Here is an 18401-nt window from a genome sequence, read left to right as displayed (position 1 = left end):
CCGGATGCGGACGCCGTCTCCCAAGGCTGTGCTGGTCCCGAGGCGCACGCTGGCGCCTCCACAGCGAAAGAGGCAGGTCATGTCGACGGCGACGAAGATCAGCAACGGCGTCGATGTCGGCCAGCTGGTCGACACCATCGAGGCCATCAAGGCGGACGCGAATCTGGCGGCCTGATGGCCTTCGCAGTCCGGCGGAAGAGGTATGCCGCTGGGCTGGGCGGACGGGGCCATGCGCGGCTGGCGAGGTGGCGAGGGTCGCAGAAGCACAGATCGGGGAGATCTCAACGGGCAGGCTCTGTGGGTGGCGGGCTCGCCCCTGGGCCAGCTGCGAGGACCGCTCCCCCGAGCCCGAGCGCGAGCGCTCCAACCAGACCGAGCAGCCGCGGGGAGGACGTCAGCCCACCGAGGCCCAGCGCGTAGGCGATGCCGACGCCGAGGAACACGACGGCACCGGTCAGCAGTGAGCGGATCGCACCCCGGTGGTCTCGGCGGGCACCACGCAGCAGCAGCATCGCCACCCCGACGCACAGCATGCCCACGACCGGCGCAACGTCGATCGCCCCGAGGACGCGGTGGACCGTGAAGGGGTGGCTCGCGTTCGTCCCCGCCACGCCCAGCAGCCCGAGCTCCGCGAACACGACTGCCGTGACGGCGGTGACCGACGCTGCACGCGTCCGCGGCGCCGGGGGCGGAGGCGCCCCGCGCTCGAGCCGCCCGACCAGCAGGACGACAACAGCGAGAAGCAGCCCTGCGGCGGCGAGCCACACCACGCGGATCGCCCACCAGGCGAGCCCGGGCGGGTCGGGGTGCGGAAGGTCCGTGGGAGCCAACGCACGAGCGACCACGGCCAGGACCGGCTGGTGCCACAGGAAGATCGCCATGATCGAGAGGTTGACCGCGATCACGACCGACCACACCCGGGGCCGCCGCAGCCACTGGTTCAGAGCGGAGCGAGCCACGAGGGCAAGACCCACCTGGGCGAACGCCAGCGCCGTGAGGGCGGCTGTGGGTGGGTTCATGTTGACGAGCTGGTCGCCGGGGACGCCAACCATGCGCGCCGGGTACGGCCCGACGGTGAGGACGACCAGCGACGCGGCACCCAACGAGGCGAGCCAGGTCGCCTCACGCCGACCCAGCGCACCGTCGGCGTACAGGTAACCCAGCTGGTGGACGAGGCCCCAGACGACGAGCACGTTGCCGTACGCCATCCACGTCAGTCCACCGGCCATCCTCAGGATCTCGACGACGCCGACAACAGACAGTCCCACGGCGACCACGCGCCATCCCCAACGGGCGTGCCAGCGCAGCGTGAGCGGCGTCAGCGCCGTGATCGCGGCGTAGATGCCGAGGAACCACACCGGCTGCAGGAGGATCTCCGCGCCGGCACCGAGGTCGGGGACGTCACCAACGGCCTGGACGACGTTGGCGACGACGACCGTGAGGAGCAGCGCTGCGGTCGGCGCGAGCAACCGGTGCATTCGGCGGTCGACGAACGCTGCGTACCCCTCGCCTCGCTCCTGCGCCCCGAGCCAGCTCCGCCTGTTGGCGTAGCCGCCGACGAAGAAGAAGAGGGGGATGACCTGGAACACCCAGGTCAGCGGCCACAGCCCGGGGGCCTCCCCCAGCGCGCTGCGGTGCTCGATGCGGCCCTCGCTCCAGAAGAGGTCGGTGACGAGCCAGTGGCCGAGGACGACCGCGACGATGCTGCCCGCCCTCAGGAGGTCCAAGAACCTGTCGCGCGCGTGAGCGCCGTCGGCGGCGGCGTCCGCGACGGCCGACGCTGAGTCGCGCTTGGCTCGCTGGGCTCCGGTGCCGCCGGTCGCGCTGTCGTCGCGGAGCGGCGGGTCAGGCGTGGTGGACACGGACACTCCTCGTCCTACGGTGCCAGCGCACCCACGTCAGTCGGTCCGGGAGGTCACCGGCTGCCTCCCGACGTGATGAGGCGGTGTCCTTCATCCTCGTATTGTGGCCGCGTCCGCATCTCAGGTCATCCGTTCGACCTCGACGCGGGCCATCGCGACTCCACCACCTGGCGGGGTCGTTCGACCGCCGGCTGCGACGCGGCCGCCAGGCGAGGATCACCCATCCCGGTCTACAGATCGAGATCGGTCAGACGCCAGACCCAATATGGTTATTGTAGTCGCCGCCACCGCTAGGTAGCCTGAGCGCACACTGCGTATCGACCACGATCACGGCGCCCCATTCCTGCACGAAACAGCAATTTCTCGCCCGTCCCTCACTGACCAGACCCTTGAAGATTCCTGACCAAGTCACAGGTCAACGGCGCCATCGGGCACTTCAACTGCTGAACAGAACTCTGCGTCCATCAACGGAGAAGGGACGAGCATGACCGAAGCACGAGGACTCCATCCTGCCGACAAGGTCGAGGCCTACGTCTCGAAGGGCTGGTGGTCGGACCGGACGATCGACCGCGTCTTCCGGGACCAGGTCGCAGCCCAGGGCGACCGCACCGCGGTGGTGGACCCGGCCAACCTCGGCGATCTCGTGGGTGCCGAACCGAGGCGACTCACCTGGTCGCAGCTCGACTCGGAGGTGACGCACCTCGCTGCGCAGCTCCTCGAGATGGGTTTGTCGCGAGGCGACGTCATCGGCGTCCAGATCCCGAACTCCATCGAGCTCGTCAAGACGTACCTTGCCGCGTGGTCCATCGGGGTGGTCATGTCTCCGCTGCCCATGCCCTATCGGGAGCGCGAGGTCGTGGGAGCGGCGAACCAGGCGGGCTTCAAGGCCATCGTCACGGTCGATCGATTCGGCGATCGGCAGCCGCTGGCGGAGGTCACCGCGGCGCGGGAAGCGATGCCAACCGTGTCGACCGTCGTGGTGATGTGGCCGGATGCCTCCAGTGCCAGCACCTCAGCCGTGAACGTCTCCGCTGCCGAGGCCAGTGACGACGACCGGTCCGCAGTCGAGGCACGGCGTACCGCGGACCCCGCCGACCCCAACGACTGCGTCACGGTGTGTTGGACGTCCGGAACCGAGAGCGAGCCCAAGGGAGTTCCTCGGTGCCACTACGACTGGATCGCGATCAGCCAGGCCTGCCTCGACGCGCCCGAGCTCACCAGCGCAGACGTGGTCCTCAATCCCTTCCCCATGGTGAACATGGCGGCGATCGGAGGAGTCCTGATCCCGTGGCTGCTCTCCGGGAGCACACTTGTCCAGCACCAGCCCTTCGATGTGCCGACCTTCCTCGGCCAGGTGGCGCGCGAGAGAGTGACCTACACGCTCGTGCCGCCGGCCCTGCTCACGATGCTGCTGCACAACGACGCGCTCATGAGCCAGGTGGACCTGAGTAGCATCACGCGGATCGGGTCTGGCTCTGTCCCGCTCCAGCCGGCCATGGTTCGCGGGTGGCAGGAGAAGCACGGGATCAGCATCATCAACTTCTTCGGTTCCAACGAGGGCACCGCTCTGCTCTCCAGCCCGCAGGACTTCCCCGACCCCGAGGACCGGGCCCTCTACTTCCCGAACTACGGCGCCGAGGGCGTCACGTGGTCGACGCGCATCGCCGACGCCGTGTCTGTCCGTCTCGTCGACCTCGTCAGTGGCGAGGACATCACGGAGCAGGGCCGTGTGGGCGAGCTCCGCCTCAACGGCCCGACAGTGTTCGCCGGTTACCTCAACCCCGAGAACAACGCCGCGGCCTTCGACGAGCTGGGCTACCTGCGCACCGGGGACCTCTTCGAGATCGCCGGCGAGCGCGGCGAGTTCCTGCGCTACGTCGATCGTGCCAAGGACGTCATCAACCGCGGCGGGATGAAGGTGTCGGCTGCTGAGATGGAGGCGCTCATCAGTGCGCACCCGTCCGTGATGGAAGCCGCAGTCATCGGCGACTCGGACGAGGTCATGGGCGAGCGTGTCGCTGCGGTCGTCACCCTCAAGCCGGAGTCGACGCTCACGCTCGAGGAGCTCGTCGACTTCCTCCGGAGCAAGAAGATCGCCTCCTACAAGCTGCCGGAGCGCCTCGACGTCCGGGAGGAGCTGCCGCGCAACCCCGTAGGCAAGATCCTCAAGCGCGAGCTGCGTCAGGGCAGTTGAATTCAGGCGTCCGGCCCGCCGCAACGAGCGGCGGGCCCGGAGTGCGCCATCGCTGCGGTGGCGAACGCCGTGGGTCAGAGTGACATCTGGGTGCAGCGGAACAGGGCGATGACCCGATCGGAGGACGCGTCGACCACTCGCGCGTCCCACACCTGGGTCCGGCTGCCGCTGTGGGCCACGCTCGCATGGGCGCGGACGACGCCGCTGCGCGTCGTGCCGAGGTGGTTCGTCTTCTGCTCCACGGTCGTGAAGCGGGTTCCGGCCTCCAGTCTCAGCCGAGTGCCCAAGCCGCACGCCGTGTCGGCCAGTGCGACGACGGTGGCCGCGTGGAGGTAGCCATTCGGGGCGAGGTGGTGTTCGGCAACGGTCAGCTCCGTGGTCACGGCGTCTGGCGACGCAGCCAGCACGCGCATACCGAGCAGGCCCGGAAGCCGCCCCTCGAGTAGGCCGGTCAGCTCATCGGGGGTAGGAAGCCCCTCGGCACCACGAGGAGTCTCACGGGCAGGCCCAGCGGGCGGGGATGCGGTCATGGCGTGGCTCCAGGCTCAGACGTCGGCGAGGCCGTGGCGTAACGATATGCGGGCGACGGGAAAGGGACTACCGGAGTCGTCGCACGACCATGGCCGCCCCGAGGCCCAACGCCGCGGGGATGCACAAGAGGGCGACCTCGCCGTCCACCCTGCGCAACTCGGCCAGCGCATCGGCGAGGAGGATCCCTCCCGTCGCCCCAAGTGGATGGCCCACGGCGAGAGCGCCGCCGTGGGGATTCACGCGGTCAGGGTCCAGCCCGAGCTCCCGCTGGACGAGCAGCGGGGTCACGGCGAAGGACTCGTTGACCATGGCGACGTCCACGTCAGGAGCGCTCAGGCCAGCCCGTCGAAGCGCCTCCTGAGCCGAGGTCACCGAGGCGGTGAGCAGCGGGGACCGCACGGCCGACTGGGCGCTGGCGAGCACCTGCCCGATCGGCTCAAGCCCCAGCTTGGCCGCGGCGCTCGCGTTGCCGACGATGGCGGCAGCCGCCCCATCGGCCAGCTGGGGTGCGGTGGCGATGGTGTGGAGGCCGACCGAGGGCCTCACGGCCTCCGGGAGCCTCCGGAGAACTCGCTCCCAGGATGGGTCCTCCCCGAAGAGCGCTGGGAGGGCGGCCAGCTGCTCGACCGTGACGTCGGGCCGGGCCCCTTCGTCGGCCTCGAGGACCACGGAGTCCCCGCAGCGTGCCGCGAGGATCGCCTCGGAGTGGGGGGCCTGCGCCGCGCGACGGTGCGACTCAACGGCATACGCGTCGAGGTCCTCCCGAGCGAAGCCGTACTGCACCGCCGTGACATCGGCCGAGACACCGATCGTCACGAAGCCCGTGCGTTCCCCGAGCTCCTCGTCGGTGAGCAGTGCGGGGTCGTCCCGGAACATCGGCACTCGGGACATCGACTCCACGCCTCCCGCGACGACGACGTCGGCGAGCCCCGAGGCCACGCGCGCCGCTGCCGCCTCGAGGGCGTCGAGCCCTGAGCAACAAAGCCGGGAGACCACTCCGCCCGGGACGTTGTCGGGCCATCCTGCCCACTGCGCGGCGGCGCGCGCCACGTCGGTGGCCTGCTCCCCCGCTGGCGTGCTCGTCCCGACGATGACGTCGTCGACGACCTCCGTCAGGACCGAACGGCCGCCCAGCTCACCGAGGAGCTGTCCAAGCATCTCGTACGGGGGGAGGTCGGCGAGGGTCCCTCCCGACCGCCGCACGCGTGCGCGCGGAAGTCGGAGGGCTTCATAGATGTAGGCGTCGAGCGCCATCAGCTGCCCACCTGTCGACGATCCTGCACGATCCGGAAGCGGCCCGCGACGAATGCCTCGTCGGTGAGCGTGGCGGTCCCCGCAGGATTGAGTCCCGTGACGTGATAGTCGCTGTAGGCCGCCGCGTACTGCATGGGCATCGACGACACCAGGTTGACCGACAGCGAGGCGCCCACCTCGGCGTACGCATCTGCAATCTCGTCGATGCGCGTCTCGTCCGTGCAGAAGAGGTAGGAGCTGATCGCCCCATTGCGTCGCACGCTGCCCGTGGCCGACCGCACCGCCTCGTCCGTGTCTGTGCACGGCACGACGTAGGCCACGGGGCCGAAGTCCTCACACTCGCAGTGGTCAGGACTGCCCGGCTCACCCTGAATCACGAGCGGCGTGAGGGTCCGGGCGCCCGGATGGTGGGAATGGACGTAGGGGCTCGCGTGGCGCAGGACACGTCCGGAAGCCGCGTCGCCGCGCAGCCGGACGGCGTCCACCGTCGCTGCTGACTGCACCGCACCGCAGATCGACGCTGCACGGCCGGGGTGTCGGGCAATGGCATCGAGCTCGGCGATGAGGACCTCCGTGACTTCCGCCCGGCTGATGTCGCCCTCGTCGGTGCTGACCCGGTCGGGAACGTAGATGTTCTGGGGCGAGGTGCACATCTGGCCGCTGAAGAGCGAGAGGGCTGTGGCGAGCGACTTCATGCTCGACCGGACGTCGTGGAGGGAGTCGATGATGACGGTGTTGAGCCCGGACGTCTCGGTGTACACGAGCTTGCCGGGCAGGTTCCGCTCGAGCCAGCCTCCGAAGGTCTGGCTGCCGGTGAAGTCCACGATCCGCACGCCTGGGTCGGTGGCGATCTCTCCCGCGACCAGCTCCTCCGGCGCGTCGACGACCAGCTGGACGGCGTCGGCGGGCAGGCCGGCCTCACGCAACACCTGCCGGATGCTCTGCACGGCGAGGGCCGTACCGAGGACCGACGAGGGATGCGGCTTGACGAGGACGGGGTTGCCCGTGGCGAGGTTCGCCAGGATCGCCGGGTAGGCATTCCACGCGGGGAAGGACGCGCACGCGATGACCAGAGCCGTGCCCACGGGGCGGGTGCGGAACCGCTTGCGCAGGGTGACCGTGGACCGCCCGAAGGTCTGTGTCCACGTCACGTCATTCGGCACCCTCGACATGGCCATCCAGGCAGCGGCCACCGCCTCGAGTCCCCGGTCGAGCGCATTGGTGCCACTCCCACTTGCGGCCATGTTGAGGCTCTGACCGGTCGTGTGCATGGTGACAGCCGCGAGCTCCGGTCCGCGCTCGTGGATGCGATGAAGCGACTCCAGGCACACTCCAACCCGCTCCCGCGGAGTGGCTCGCGCCATCGCAGGTGCCGCGGTGCTCGCGGCGGCGAGGGCTGCCGCCGAGGTGGGCGCGGCGTAGGTCACGTCGAGCGGCTTGAGCAGGTAGGGCGAGACCTCGTTCGCCCTGATCACCCGGTCGGTCGGGGTCGAGAGGTCGAGGACCGTGCCCGCATGGCGGGCGACGAGACTCTCGGCCTCTGTGAAGGACGGCACCGGGATGGCCTCAAAGCCCGACCAGGCCGCCCTCGTCGCAGATGCTTCGGCTGCCGACTCGAGCAGGGCGCGGTGGGCCTCGAAGAACAGCTCGCCACTCGTGCGAATGGAGTTCGGCTCAGTCATCGGCAGGTTCGGCCGCCGCGCGCATCCGCTCGCCACTGACCCACGTGGCGTGGAAGCCGAGCGGCACCCGCACCGGCAGTCCGAGGCGGCACACCGGTCCGGCCATGACGTCCGCCGCGTCGTAGACCCACACCTCCGACTTCTGCGTCTCGCTGTTGTAGGCGAACATCGTCAGCCAGGCGTCGTCCTCGGACGTGGCACCGGGCCGCGGAACGACCGTGAGCTCGCTGCCGAACAGGCCGGGTCCGAAGGTCTTGGTCTCCTTGGCGCCCGTGAGCACGTCGTACTTCATCACGGCATCGAACAGCATGGTCGTGTCGACGGACAGGCGCATCTGGTACGACCACCTGCTCGGGAACCCCATCGTGCCCTGGTGGATCGCCGGGAACTCCGTGTTCACGTCGTCGAGCGGCTCCTCGTGGCACGCGCCGGTGCGAAGGTTGAAGCGGTAGCGGTGCAGCGTTGCCTCGGGTCGCAGGTAGGCCAGCAGCTGGGCCAGAGGGTTCTCCCGGTCAGTGACGGGGGACGGCTTCGCCACCCGGCAGGCGACCATGACGATCTCGTCCCCGGTCTCCCAGGCGTTGACGACGTGGTAGATGTACGCGGGGGATGCCTCGAACCAGCGCACCTCGTCGCCCCGGCCGTAGCGGGGGATCACCGCGAACCGGCTCGGCAGCTCCCGGTCGAAGAACAGCTTGAACCGTCCCGCAGCCGCGGCCCGGGGGTCGTTGTAGAGGGGCAGGTCCATGAGGATCGAGTAGTGCTCCGTGATCGCCATGTCGTGAGGCAGACGCGGACCAGGCATCTCGATTCCGGTGAAGTGCGTGACCTCGCCGGCGGGATCAGCCACGCCGTAGCGCATGTACGGTGCGTTGATCCCGTAGTCGAAGAACATGAGCTCCTCGGTGCGCTCGTCAACCTTGGCGTGTGCCGACACCTCGCATGGCAGCGTGCCCCTGAAGGTGTCGACGCCTTTGGTCTCGAGGGAGATCGGGTCGATGGCGTACGGCTTTCCAGCGCGATACCACGTGGCAAGCAGGTTCCCGTGGTGGAAGATCACGTCGGTGTTCGCGGCATTCTTCTCCCGGCGGTCGCCGGCGGGGTTGTCGTCCCAGGGCTCGATGACGCCGCGCCAGAGTGCCGTGCCGGCCGCACGCTCCGCCTCGAGCTCCTTGGTGCGCACGTAGCGGTTGCGGTACGTGGCGCGCCCGTTCTCGAAGTGGACCGCGTGCAGCATGCCGTCACCGTCGAACCAGTGATACCTCCCCAGCGGCGGGAACTGCGGATTGGGCCCGTTGCGGACGTAGACGCCGTCCAGGTCGCGTGGAAGCGCGCCCTCGAGCACCGGCAGGTCGCTCACCGTTACTTCGTCGTGCCGGGGGGCATATGGCCCATCGAGGTAGGGGTTGGCCAGCGCCTCGGCAGCCGGCGCGACGAGCTCCTCGTTCAGGGCCATTCGAATTCCTTCCGCCGGTTAGTACTGTTATTGAAGTTAAACAGGCGGGTGAATCGGTGTCAACGTGTGGTTCGCGGACTCGAGATGGCCAGGAGGACATGCCCCCACGGGCGCCTCGAAACGGACCGCGACTCGAGTGAGCTGCACGCCACACCCCCGGCACCGATGCGCAGGCGCCAGGACCTGGCCGCATCGTTCATGCACGACGTGCAGTGCAGGCGTCACACCGGGATTGGCGACTCGGGACCAGTCGAGAAGGAACACGAAGACCCCGAACAGGGCGCGACCGCGGGGGGTGAGCCGGTACTCCCGCGTCGGTTCGTCCTGCCCGCTGACCAGAATGCCGACGCGACTGAGCCTCGAGAGCCGTTCGCTGAGCGTGGCGGGCGAGGCTCCCGACGTTCGGCGAAACTCTGAGAACCGGCGCACGCCGGCGAGAGCCAGGCCGGTGACAGTCGCGCTCCACCGGTCCCCGATGACCTCCATGATCTCGGTGAACTGGAAGTCGGCTGACTGCACGGCGTCCTTGGGGGCACGAGAGGACCGCCGGCGCCCACTCGTCGTGGCGCTCGCGAGGACACCCGGCTGGAGCTCGACCCGCGTGTCGCGTGGGGTGACCGTCTCGCCACAGCAGGTGCACATGGGCACGGTCGGCCCTCGATGACCGCACAGGTCATGGACGAGCTCCGGCTGGAGGGCGCCTTCCGCCGACCACTCGCGCTGCCAGTTCCACAGCGCCACGAGGATGGGCCAGACACTCAGCCCCTTCTCGGTCAGGAGGTATTCGCCGCGCGTGGACGACGCTTCCTCCTTGAGGAGCAGACCCTGCTCGACCAGCGTGTTGAGGCGCTCCGAGAGCATGGCGGGCGGCGCGCCGGTCTCCTTGAGCCACTGCCCGAAGCGACGGGTCTGGTTGAGGAAGGCCGAGCGGAGGATCGCCAGCGTGAGTCGGTCCCCAAGGAGGTCGAACGTCGCGGTGACGGGCTCACGAGGCGCGGTGTCGGCCATGTCGGGCAGTTGACCACAGAGCCGTGGGGCCCACAAGCGCCCTCGCGGGGGGATCGTCGGGCTCTCGAACTGTGCGGCCGTTCCAGACTCCATGCTTCAATAGCGATACCAAAGGACGCCCTCCGGCAGGGCGGACAGGATGGAGACGAGATGTCCCTACCCCCGCTTCTGCGCATTCCGGTCGTGGTCGCCCCGATGTTCCTCATCTCCGGCCCCGAGCTCGTCATCGCAGCCTGCAGGTCGGGAGTCGTCGGATCGTTCCCCTCACCGAACTGTCGAACCGTCAGCCAGCTCGACGAGTGGTTGGACACCATCTCGAGTGCTCTTCGCGAGGACGCTCCGGATGGCCAGGAGCGCCCCGTCGCACCGTGGGCCATCAACCTCATCACTCACCAGACCAACGCACGACTGGCCGAGGACCTGCGGCTCGTTGCGGAGTACCGGCCTCCCGTGGTCATCACGGCGCTGGGTTCGCCTGCGCCCGTGCTCGAGGTGGTCAAGGGCTACGGCGGCACCGTCATCGCCGACGTGGTCAATCTCCGGCTGGCGCGCAAGGCCGCCGCGGTCGGGGTGGACGGGCTCGCCTGCATCGCCGCGGGGGCTGGCGGGCACACGGGACACCTCTCACCCTTCGCCTTCGTCTCGGGTGTTCGCGAGTTCTTCGACGGACTCGTCGTGGTCGGAGGAGGGATCAGCGACGGTAACGGTGTCGCCGGTGCCATCGCGTCAGGCGCCGACCTCGTCTACATGGGCACCCGGTTCCTGGCCACCACGGAGAGCCTGGCCGTGCCGGAGTACAAGCGGATGGTGGTCGACCACGGGCCTGACGACCTCGTGGTGAGCGCGGGGATCACTGGCACGGACGCCTCGTGGCTGCGTCCCAGCCTGATCGCCAACGGCCTGGACCCCGAGGCACTCGAGGTCCCCACCGCCCGCGACTACAACTCGGCGGCGGGCGTCGGCGCCCGCTGGAAGTCCATCTGGGCTGCGGGGCAGGGACTCCAGACGATCCACAGCATCGACTCCACCGCCACCGTGGTGGAGCAACTCGAGACGGAGTTCCACACTGCCGCCCAGAGGTTCGCAGCGCGTTCACGCCCCGCTGGGCAATACGGGAGGCCGGCGGCGGGCGTCCCGGCCCACTGACCCGCGGTCGGTGTGCCGCGGTCAGGAGTGATCTGGCGAAGCGACGACGAAACTCACCGTGGTTGCCGTGCTGCCGCCGATGTTGAGGGTGGCGAAGCGTCGCGCCCCTTCCACCTGGTAGGCGCCAGCGGTGCCGGACACCTGTTTCGCCGCGTCCAGCAGCATCCGGACCCCTGTCGCGCCCACCGGATGACCGCCGCCGATGAGGCCGCCGCTGGGATTCACCGGGAGCCTTCCACCGATCGCGATGTCGCCGTTCTCGATCGCCTTCCACGACTCGCCCGGCCCGGTCAGGCCGACATGGTCGATGGCCAGGTACTCGCTCGGGGTGAAGCAGTCATGAACCTCCAACCCGTCGACGTCGTCGAGGTCCACCTGCGCCCGCCGGAACGCGTCCTGGACGGTCTCGCGAACATGGGGCAGCACGTAGGGGTTGTCCGCGTCGCGCTGGAGCTTCTGGTCCAGTGCCAGGCCGACGGTCCGATGACCCCATCCCTCGATCCTGGCCAACACGCGATCGCGGACGTCCGGATGGGCTCGTAGGTAGGCGTCGTTGACCAGCAGGAGGCCCGCTCCCCCGTCGGTGACCTGGCTGCAGTCCGAGCGCCGCAACCTGCCCTCCACGACAGGATTGGTCGAGTCGTCCATGTCGGCGACATCCCTGTGCGGTGTCGTCCACGAGCGCGTCTGGGCGTTGGGGTTCCGCCGCGCGTTGGCGAGGTTGAGCGCCGAGATGGCCCCGAGGTGGCTGTCCTGGAGTCCATAGCGCCGGTCGTACTCCGCAGCAACCCGGTCGAACATGTGGGGCCACATGAACGTGGCGCCCTCTCCTTCGTGCCCCACCCATGCGGCTGCCGCCATGTGCCTCGCAGCGTCATCGCCGGACACCGTCTTCTCGAGCTCCACGCCGATGACGAGTGCCGCGTCATAGTGGCCTGCCGCCAGGTCTGCCATCGCGGACAGGACGGCGATGCTGCCGGAGGCGCAGGCAGCCTCATGACGGGCGGAGGGCAGTCCCCACAGCTCCGGCACGACCGTCGCGGGCATGGCGCCGAGGTGCGCCTGCCCGGAGAACAGCTCGCCGAAGGCGTTGCCCACGTGGACCACCTCGACGTCCCGGGCACGCATGCGAGACGCCTCGAGAGTCTCGACAACCACCTGACCGGTGAGGTCGGCCAGCCCCTTGCCCTCACGGGTGAGATTGCGCGCGAAGTCGCTCTGATAGCCCCCGACGACCCATACGTTCGACACGATCGTTCCTCCTGCTGGACTCCGGGCCAGGTCACCAGAGGTGGTGTCTGCCGCTGGTGACCATACCCAACCCCAGAGGTCACGGGTCAGCCGGGAAGAACCGCGCCATTCCCATCACGGTGCGCCGCTCGACGCCGTCGTCGGGGATGTCGCGGCGGCGCCAGGAGAGCACCAGCTCATCGATGGCCTGGCCCAGCTCCTTGAGCTCATCGACGGAGAGGCGCAACCAGTAGTGACCTGCGTACGCGGCATCGTCCCACGGTGGCTCCGCGGACCCGAGCCACTCCCGGGCTGCCGCGAACTGCCGCGCGATGATGGCGCCGTCTGCGGAGATGTGCGCTGCTTCGGCTGCCGCGCTCTGCCGGAAGTCCGCGGGTGTCCAGCGCATGCCGCGCGTCACCAGGGCCCAGCGGCGCTGACGCTTGTCGGCGGCCGTCTCCGGCGCGCTGCGCACCAGTCCGACGTCGACGAGGACCTTCAGGTGGTGCGAGACGCTGCCGGTCGCCAGGCCCAGCTGGCCGGCGAGAAAGGAGGTCGTGGAGGGGCCGTGAACCGCCAGCGCGTCCATGAGCCGCGCGCGGTCCGGGTTCCCCAGTGCAGCCAGCGCCCGGACATCCTCGATCAGCCGGACATCGCCCAGCTCGCCGTCCCTCATGTGACCAAGCCTAGCCACCTCACAATCAGATTTGCACAAACCTAGTTGTGCAAATCTGCTTGCAGAATTACCTTCACTCCGTGACTCACGTTCGTCGCCCGCCAACCCATCGAGGAGCCCGCATGAGCACCACCGCAATGACCTACCGCAACCTCGGCCGGACCGGCATCGAGGTCTCCCGCTACGCCCTCGGGACCATGATGTTCGGCTCGGTCGGCAACCCCGACCACGACGAATGTGCGCGCATCGTGCACGCCGCGTTGGACGCCGGCATCAACCTCGTCGACACGGCCGACATGTACTCGACCGGGGAGTCGGAGGTGATCGTCGGCAAGGCCCTGCGCGGTCGCCGAGATGACGTGGTGCTCGCGACGAAGGGGCACTTCGCCCTCGAGGAGGGGACCAACAGGAGCGGCAACTCGCGGCGGTATCTCGCCCGCGCCGTCGAGGCCAGCCTGCGCCGACTGCAGACCGACCGGATCGACCTCTACCAGGTGCATCGGCCCGACTGGTCGACCGACCTCGAGGAGACCCTCGGCACGCTCACCGACCTCGTCCACGCAGGCAAGATCGTCGCCTTCGGGTGCTCGACCTACCCCGCCCACGAGATCGTGCACGCCGACCAGGTCGCAGAGCGGCGGGGCCTCATGCGCTTCCACACCGAGCAGCCGCCGTACAACCTGCTGGCTCGCGGCATCGAGCGCGACGTGCTCCCGGTGGCGGAGCGCCTCGGCATGGGCATCCTCACCTGGAGCCCGCTCGCCTTCGGGTTCCTCACCGGCCGCTACCGCAGGGACGCAGTGGCGCCCACCGAGGGGCGCGCCGCCCTCAGGCCAGCGTGGTTCGACCCCAGTGATCCGACCACCCGTCGGAAGCTCGACGTCGTGGAGCAGCTCATGACCATCGCCGACGACCTCGGCTGCTCGCTCCCCAGCCTCGCCGTCGCCTTTCCCCTCGCGCACCGCGCCGTGACGTCCGTCATCCTCGGGCCACGCACGATGGAGCAGCTCACGTCGCTGCTGGACTCGCCGGTGACCCTGGAGGACGCCGTGCTCGACCGCATCGACGAGATCGTGCCGCCCGGCACCGACGTCTACGGACCGAATGCGTCCCTCGACGTGCCATGGGTGCGGGATGCGAGACTTCGAAGGGCCCCTTCCACCAGCAGCCCGGCACCGGTCCCCGCGGCATCCGCGTGATCACCGAATCGATGCGCCACGGACTCTCGCCCGGCCGGCTTCAGGAGGGGTCGGACCGGCGGAGCCATCGGAGGTGCTCACGCTCGCCGAGCAGTTCCAGACGGCGCCACATGACGCTGCCGGGGACCGCCTGGCTCTGGTGGCACTTGGCCGCCTTGCGCTGGAGCGTGCGCTCGACGGTCACGACGAGGTCGATCTCGGCGTCGGGGTAACCGTCGAAGGGCGCGCCGTGCTCGTGGCGGAGCTGGTCGGCGACGCGGTCGGGCACGGTCCAGCCGAGCACGGGCAGGCCAAGAGTCTCTGCGGCCGCCACGGCTGCGGCGGTGGCGTGAGCGTGGTCCGCATGTCCGGTCACCCCGTTGAGGTCGAAGCCGATGATGCCGTCGGCGTGGACGCGTCGCGCCACGGCGCTGACCTCGGAGGCGAGCAGCTGCAGCTCCACCTCAGCGAGCCGCCCATCGGGATGGGTGAGCAGCTCGACCTCGCCGAGCCCGAGGACGTCGGCGGCCGTGGCGAGCTCGGCGGCACGCAGCTCGAGGAGGTCCCCCGTCACTCCGTGCAAGGTGGACGCCTCGCCACGGGTCAGGCACAGGACCGACACGACGGCGCCGGCATCGGCGAACGCCGCGAGCAGGGCACCAAGCGCGAAGGACTCGTCGTCGGGGTGGGCCACGACGGCGAGCACCGAGCGCCACGGCGGAAGGATGGTCTGCTGCATGGATGGACCTCTCATCGGGCGCGTTCAGGCCACGTCGGCCTCGAGGGGGACGCCGGCCAGCCGCCACTCCAACACGCCGTCGATGGCGCGGCGGGCCTGCAGCCCGTGCGCGCCGAGCACCCGCACGGCGTCATGGGCAAGGACGCAGTACCGCCCGCGGCAGTAGGCGACGATCTCCCGGCTGCGCGGCAGCTCTGCGAGTCGGTGGGTCAGCTGGTCGAGCGGGATGTGCACCGCACCGGGAAGGTGGCCTGCGGCGAACTCCGGCGCCGGCCGGACGTCGAGGACCACGGCGTCACCACTGTCGAGCCGTCGCAGCAGCTCGTCGGTGTCGACGGCGAGGGTGTCCTCGGGCCCGAGGTAGTCGCGACGGGCCACCTCCGTGTGGGGCCGGTGGGTCTGGGCGACTCGGCGCAGCTGGTCCCACAGGCCCGCGACGTCGTCCCCGGTGAGGGAGTAGAAGATCCGCTTGCCCTCGCGGCGGGCCTGGACGAGGCCCGCTTCACGCAACGTCTGCAGGTGCGCCGAGCAGGTGCTCATCCCGAGGGTCGCCACCGCGGCAAGGCCCTCGACGCTCCGCGGCCCCTGGGTGAGCAGGTCGAGCAGCTCGAGGCGCTTCGGGTTGCCGAGCACCTTCCCGACCGCGGCGAACTGGGCGAACAACGCTTCCTTGCCGGGCTGGTCACCCATGCTGTCCTCCTTCGTCCGGCTGCGTGCCGGGACGGTGGTGGGTCTCGTACATCCTGATGGCGACGGTCAGCGCCGAGACGACGCTCACCCCCGCCGCCACCCACACGGCGGCGCGCAGGCTCCACAGGTCCGCGACGACCCCGCCCATGAGGGCGCCGACCGCATAGCCGAGGTCGCGCCACACGCGGTAGACGCCGACGGCACGGCCCCGCCAGGACGGATGGGCGACGTCCCCGATGGCGGCGAGGAGGGTGGGGTAGACCATGGCCGTGCCGGCTCCGAGAAGCATCGAGCCGACCGACCAGAGTGCGAACGAATCGGCCACGGCGATGACCGCGAGGGCGGCTGCCTGCGTGGACATGCCTACCGTGATGAGCGTCTTGCGACCCCAACGGTCCGAGAGCGCTCCCGTGAAGAGCTGCCCGATCCCCCACACACCCGGGTAGAGCGCGAACAGCAGCCCGATCTGGCCCACCGGCAGGCCGGCGCTCGCGAACAGGAGCGGGAACAGCCCCCAGGACAGGCCGAAGTTGAGGTTGTTGACCAGGCCCGCCTGACTGGCGGAGGACAGAGCGGGTTCGCGGAAGCTCGCCTGCACGACCACGTCACGACTGCTGAGACCGCCGTGCAGGTGGTCATGCCTGCCGTCGAGCCGTGGCACATGCCCGGCTGCCTCGACCTTGGCGTGGTGGTGGGTCTCCCGCACGGCCAGTGTGGACAGTCCCAGCGCGAGCGCCGTGTAGGTGAGGCCGAGCAGGAAGGGCGCCGGGCGGAGGCCGTGCTCCGCGGCCAGGTAGCCCGCGGCCATGGAGGTGACCGCGACGGCTCCATAGCCGGCGGCCTCGTTGAGGCCCATCGCCAGTCCGCGTTGCCTCGGCCCGACCAGGTCGATCTTCATGATCACCGTCGTGGACCAGGTCAGGCCCTGGTTGACGCCGAGCAGCACGTTGGCGGCCACGACCCAGCCCCAGTTGGGCGCCCAGATGAGCATCAACGGCACCGGGATCGCGAAGAGCCAGCCGGCGATGAGCACGGGCTTGCGGCCGTAGCGGTCCGACCAGGTGCCGGCGACGTAGTTCGCCGCTGCCTTGGTGATGCCGAAGGCCACCACGTAGGTGAACATGAACGTGTAGCCGGTGAGTCCGAACTCGCTCTCCGCCAGCAGGGGCAGGACCGTCTGCTGCTGGCCGACCATCCCACCGACCAGGGCGTTGATCGCCACGAGGATCGCGAACTGGGCGGCATTCTGCCGCAGCCCCAGCTCGATCCCGCGGCCGGTCGCCGAGGGCTGGGTCGGCGGGGTCACGGAAGGACCACCGGACGACTGGTTGCGTCGACGTCGCGCATCCTCACACCTCTCGGCAGCTGCATCAGTCGCCGCAACCCTACGACATTCCATGGATCCTTGGAATGTCTGCCCGGTGCGCCCGCTCAGCGGATTCTTGAGAAGAACTCCTCCAGGGAGCCCCTCACAACGTCTGTCCGCTCCGTGAGCACAGCGTGCCCCGCACCGTCCACCTCGACGAGGCGCGTGCCGGGTAGGTGCTCCTCGTAGGTGAGGGCGTCCTCCCGGGGCAGGTAGTCGCACTCGCCCCGCAGCACGAGCACGCGCTGCCCGCGCAGTCGATCGACCGCGGCCTCGTCGAGCCGGACGGGTTGCGGGTCGGCCGCGGGCACCTGGTTCGCGAAGTGACCCAGCCCCTCAGGCACGTCGACCGGCCGGTCCGGGTCGCAGGCGAGGCCCGGGCCGGAGAGGCGGAAGAGCTCGGTGAAGCGCGCGTCCGCCTCGGCGTCGCCCACGAACCAGCGGGCGGCGTCGGGGTCGACCTGGGTCAGGGCGTAGATGAAAAGGTTCCGGGGTCGGAGAGCCACGAGGTTCAACCGGACCTCATCGATGGCTGCGAGCCGGGCCTGGGGACCTGTCACACGCTCCGGGCGACCCGCGATGGGCAGGGCACCCGGTGACAGGAGCGCCAGACCGGCGACTCGGTCCGGACGTTCGGCTGCATAGAGCGCGCTGATCTGGGCACCCCACGAGTAGCCGAGGAGGGTGACCCTGCGACTTCCGGTTTCCTCGGCGACGTGGTCGACCACCGCGGCGAGATCGTCCACGGCTCGACGGGAGGTGTACCCACTCGGCCGCTCGAGCCGAGTCGACCTACCCGCGCCGACCTGGTCGTAGACGACGACCGTGCGGTCCGTGATGGTGCCCACGACCACGCGCTCCTCGGTGCGGGTGAGGGGCGCGCCCGGTCCCCCGTGCACGACGACGACAGGCGGTCGGCCTGCCGAGCCCGATGCGCGAGCACCTTCGTTCGGCCGAGCGTGGATGCGAACGGCGAGTGTGACGCCGTCATCCACACGGATCCCCGGACCCACCGGTTGTCCAGGGAGGTCGGCGGGGACGAGGAATGCCAACGCACCGAGGCCCATCGCCGCCGAGGTGCGGGTCGCGAACCTCACCACTCCAGCGCGGCCACTGCCAGGACCGACCATGTCCCGACGGCGGGTCCAGCGCCACACCGCAAGGCCCGTGACGCTGACCACGACCATCGCACCCACGACGACGGCGGCAGGCTCCGACGCGCCCAGATCGACAGCGACGATGACGCCCGCGGCACCGAGCAGGCTCGCCACGACGACGAGGCCGACCGCCCGCACCAGCTCACGCCACCGGGTCACCCTGCCTCTCCCCGCAGCCTCCTCACGCAGTCTCCTCACGCCCTCTCCTCACATCCACGTCCTCACGCCGTCT

General features: G+C 69.7%; 15 protein-coding genes. 3 read left to right on the top strand and 12 right to left on the bottom strand.

Annotated features, from left to right (window positions below):
• Positions 1-281: 281 nt before the first annotated feature.
• Positions 282-1862, bottom strand: coding sequence for an acyltransferase (locus LOY02_RS03420; RefSeq protein ID WP_317180927.1), 1581 nt, complete (start codon positions 1860-1862; stop codon positions 282-284).
• A 484-nt stretch (positions 1863-2346) separates the two neighbouring features.
• On the opposite strand from LOY02_RS03420, the gene LOY02_RS03415 reads away from it, so the two are divergent.
• Positions 2347-4056 carry a class I adenylate-forming enzyme family protein gene (locus tag LOY02_RS03415; RefSeq protein ID WP_317180926.1) on the top strand — a complete coding sequence of 570 codons (1710 nt, stop codon included), beginning with the start codon at positions 2347-2349 and terminating at the stop codon, positions 4054-4056.
• Between the two features lie 74 nt (positions 4057-4130).
• Here LOY02_RS03415 and LOY02_RS03410 read toward each other — a convergent pair whose 3' ends face one another.
• The 5 genes from LOY02_RS03410 to LOY02_RS03390 form a co-directional block, all read right to left on the bottom strand.
• Entirely contained in the window at positions 4131-4586 is a 456-nt protein-coding gene (locus LOY02_RS03410; protein WP_317180925.1) for a PaaI family thioesterase, read from the bottom strand.
• A gap of 67 nt (positions 4587-4653) precedes the next feature.
• Complete coding sequence (locus LOY02_RS03405) at positions 4654-5841, bottom strand: thiolase family protein (RefSeq protein ID WP_317180924.1); 1188 nt, start codon at positions 5839-5841, stop codon at positions 4654-4656.
• A complete protein-coding gene (locus LOY02_RS03400; protein WP_317180923.1) occupies positions 5841-7523 on the bottom strand; it encodes an aldehyde dehydrogenase family protein in 1683 nt (560 codons plus the stop codon). The genes LOY02_RS03405 and LOY02_RS03400 overlap by 1 nt, the downstream gene beginning before the upstream one ends.
• On the bottom strand, positions 7516-8979 hold the full coding sequence (locus LOY02_RS03395) for a carotenoid oxygenase family protein (RefSeq protein WP_317180922.1): 1464 nt from the start codon (positions 8977-8979) through the stop codon (positions 7516-7518). The genes LOY02_RS03400 and LOY02_RS03395 overlap by 8 nt, the downstream gene beginning before the upstream one ends.
• A gap of 36 nt (positions 8980-9015) precedes the next feature.
• Complete coding sequence (locus tag LOY02_RS03390; RefSeq protein WP_317180921.1) at positions 9016-9987, bottom strand: helix-turn-helix domain-containing protein; 972 nt, start codon at positions 9985-9987, stop codon at positions 9016-9018.
• A 150-nt stretch (positions 9988-10137) separates the two neighbouring features.
• On the opposite strand from LOY02_RS03390, the gene LOY02_RS03385 reads away from it, so the two are divergent.
• A complete protein-coding gene (locus tag LOY02_RS03385; protein WP_317180920.1) occupies positions 10138-11133 on the top strand; it encodes a nitronate monooxygenase in 996 nt (331 codons plus the stop codon).
• A gap of 21 nt (positions 11134-11154) precedes the next feature.
• On the opposite strand, the gene LOY02_RS03380 is transcribed toward LOY02_RS03385, so the two are convergent.
• On the bottom strand, positions 11155-12384 hold the full coding sequence (locus tag LOY02_RS03380) for an acetyl-CoA acetyltransferase (RefSeq protein WP_317180919.1): 1230 nt from the start codon (positions 12382-12384) through the stop codon (positions 11155-11157).
• A gap of 79 nt (positions 12385-12463) precedes the next feature.
• Positions 12464-13039 (bottom strand): helix-turn-helix domain-containing protein, encoded by a 576-nt coding sequence (locus tag LOY02_RS03375; protein WP_317180918.1) that lies wholly within the window; start codon positions 13037-13039, stop codon positions 12464-12466.
• A 122-nt stretch (positions 13040-13161) separates the two neighbouring features.
• On the opposite strand from LOY02_RS03375, the gene LOY02_RS03370 reads away from it, so the two are divergent.
• Positions 13162-14238, top strand: coding sequence for an aldo/keto reductase (locus tag LOY02_RS03370; RefSeq protein WP_317180917.1), 1077 nt, complete (start codon positions 13162-13164; stop codon positions 14236-14238).
• 40 nt (positions 14239-14278) lie between these two features.
• On the opposite strand, the gene LOY02_RS03365 is transcribed toward LOY02_RS03370, so the two are convergent.
• From LOY02_RS03365 to LOY02_RS03350, 4 genes are all read right to left on the bottom strand, one after another.
• A complete protein-coding gene (locus tag LOY02_RS03365; RefSeq protein WP_317180916.1) occupies positions 14279-14956 on the bottom strand; it encodes a PIG-L family deacetylase in 678 nt (225 codons plus the stop codon).
• Positions 14957-14980: 24 nt separating this feature from the next.
• On the bottom strand, positions 14981-15646 hold the full coding sequence (locus tag LOY02_RS03360; RefSeq protein WP_317180915.1) for a metalloregulator ArsR/SmtB family transcription factor: 666 nt from the start codon (positions 15644-15646) through the stop codon (positions 14981-14983).
• The gene (locus LOY02_RS03355) at positions 15639-16952 is read right to left on the bottom strand and encodes an MFS transporter (protein ID WP_317180914.1); all 1314 of its coding nucleotides are present in this window, start codon (positions 16950-16952) and stop codon (positions 15639-15641) included. Before LOY02_RS03355 ends, LOY02_RS03360 begins: the two co-directional genes overlap by 8 nt.
• A gap of 125 nt (positions 16953-17077) precedes the next feature.
• A complete protein-coding gene (locus LOY02_RS03350; protein ID WP_317180913.1) occupies positions 17078-18367 on the bottom strand; it encodes an alpha/beta hydrolase in 1290 nt (429 codons plus the stop codon).
• Between the last annotated feature and the right edge of the window lie 34 nt (positions 18368-18401).

The organism is Intrasporangium sp., assembly GCF_032907665.1.
Taxonomy (GTDB): Bacteria; Actinomycetota; Actinomycetes; order Actinomycetales; family Dermatophilaceae; genus Intrasporangium.
This window is presented reverse-complemented; position numbering and strand designations above follow the sequence as displayed.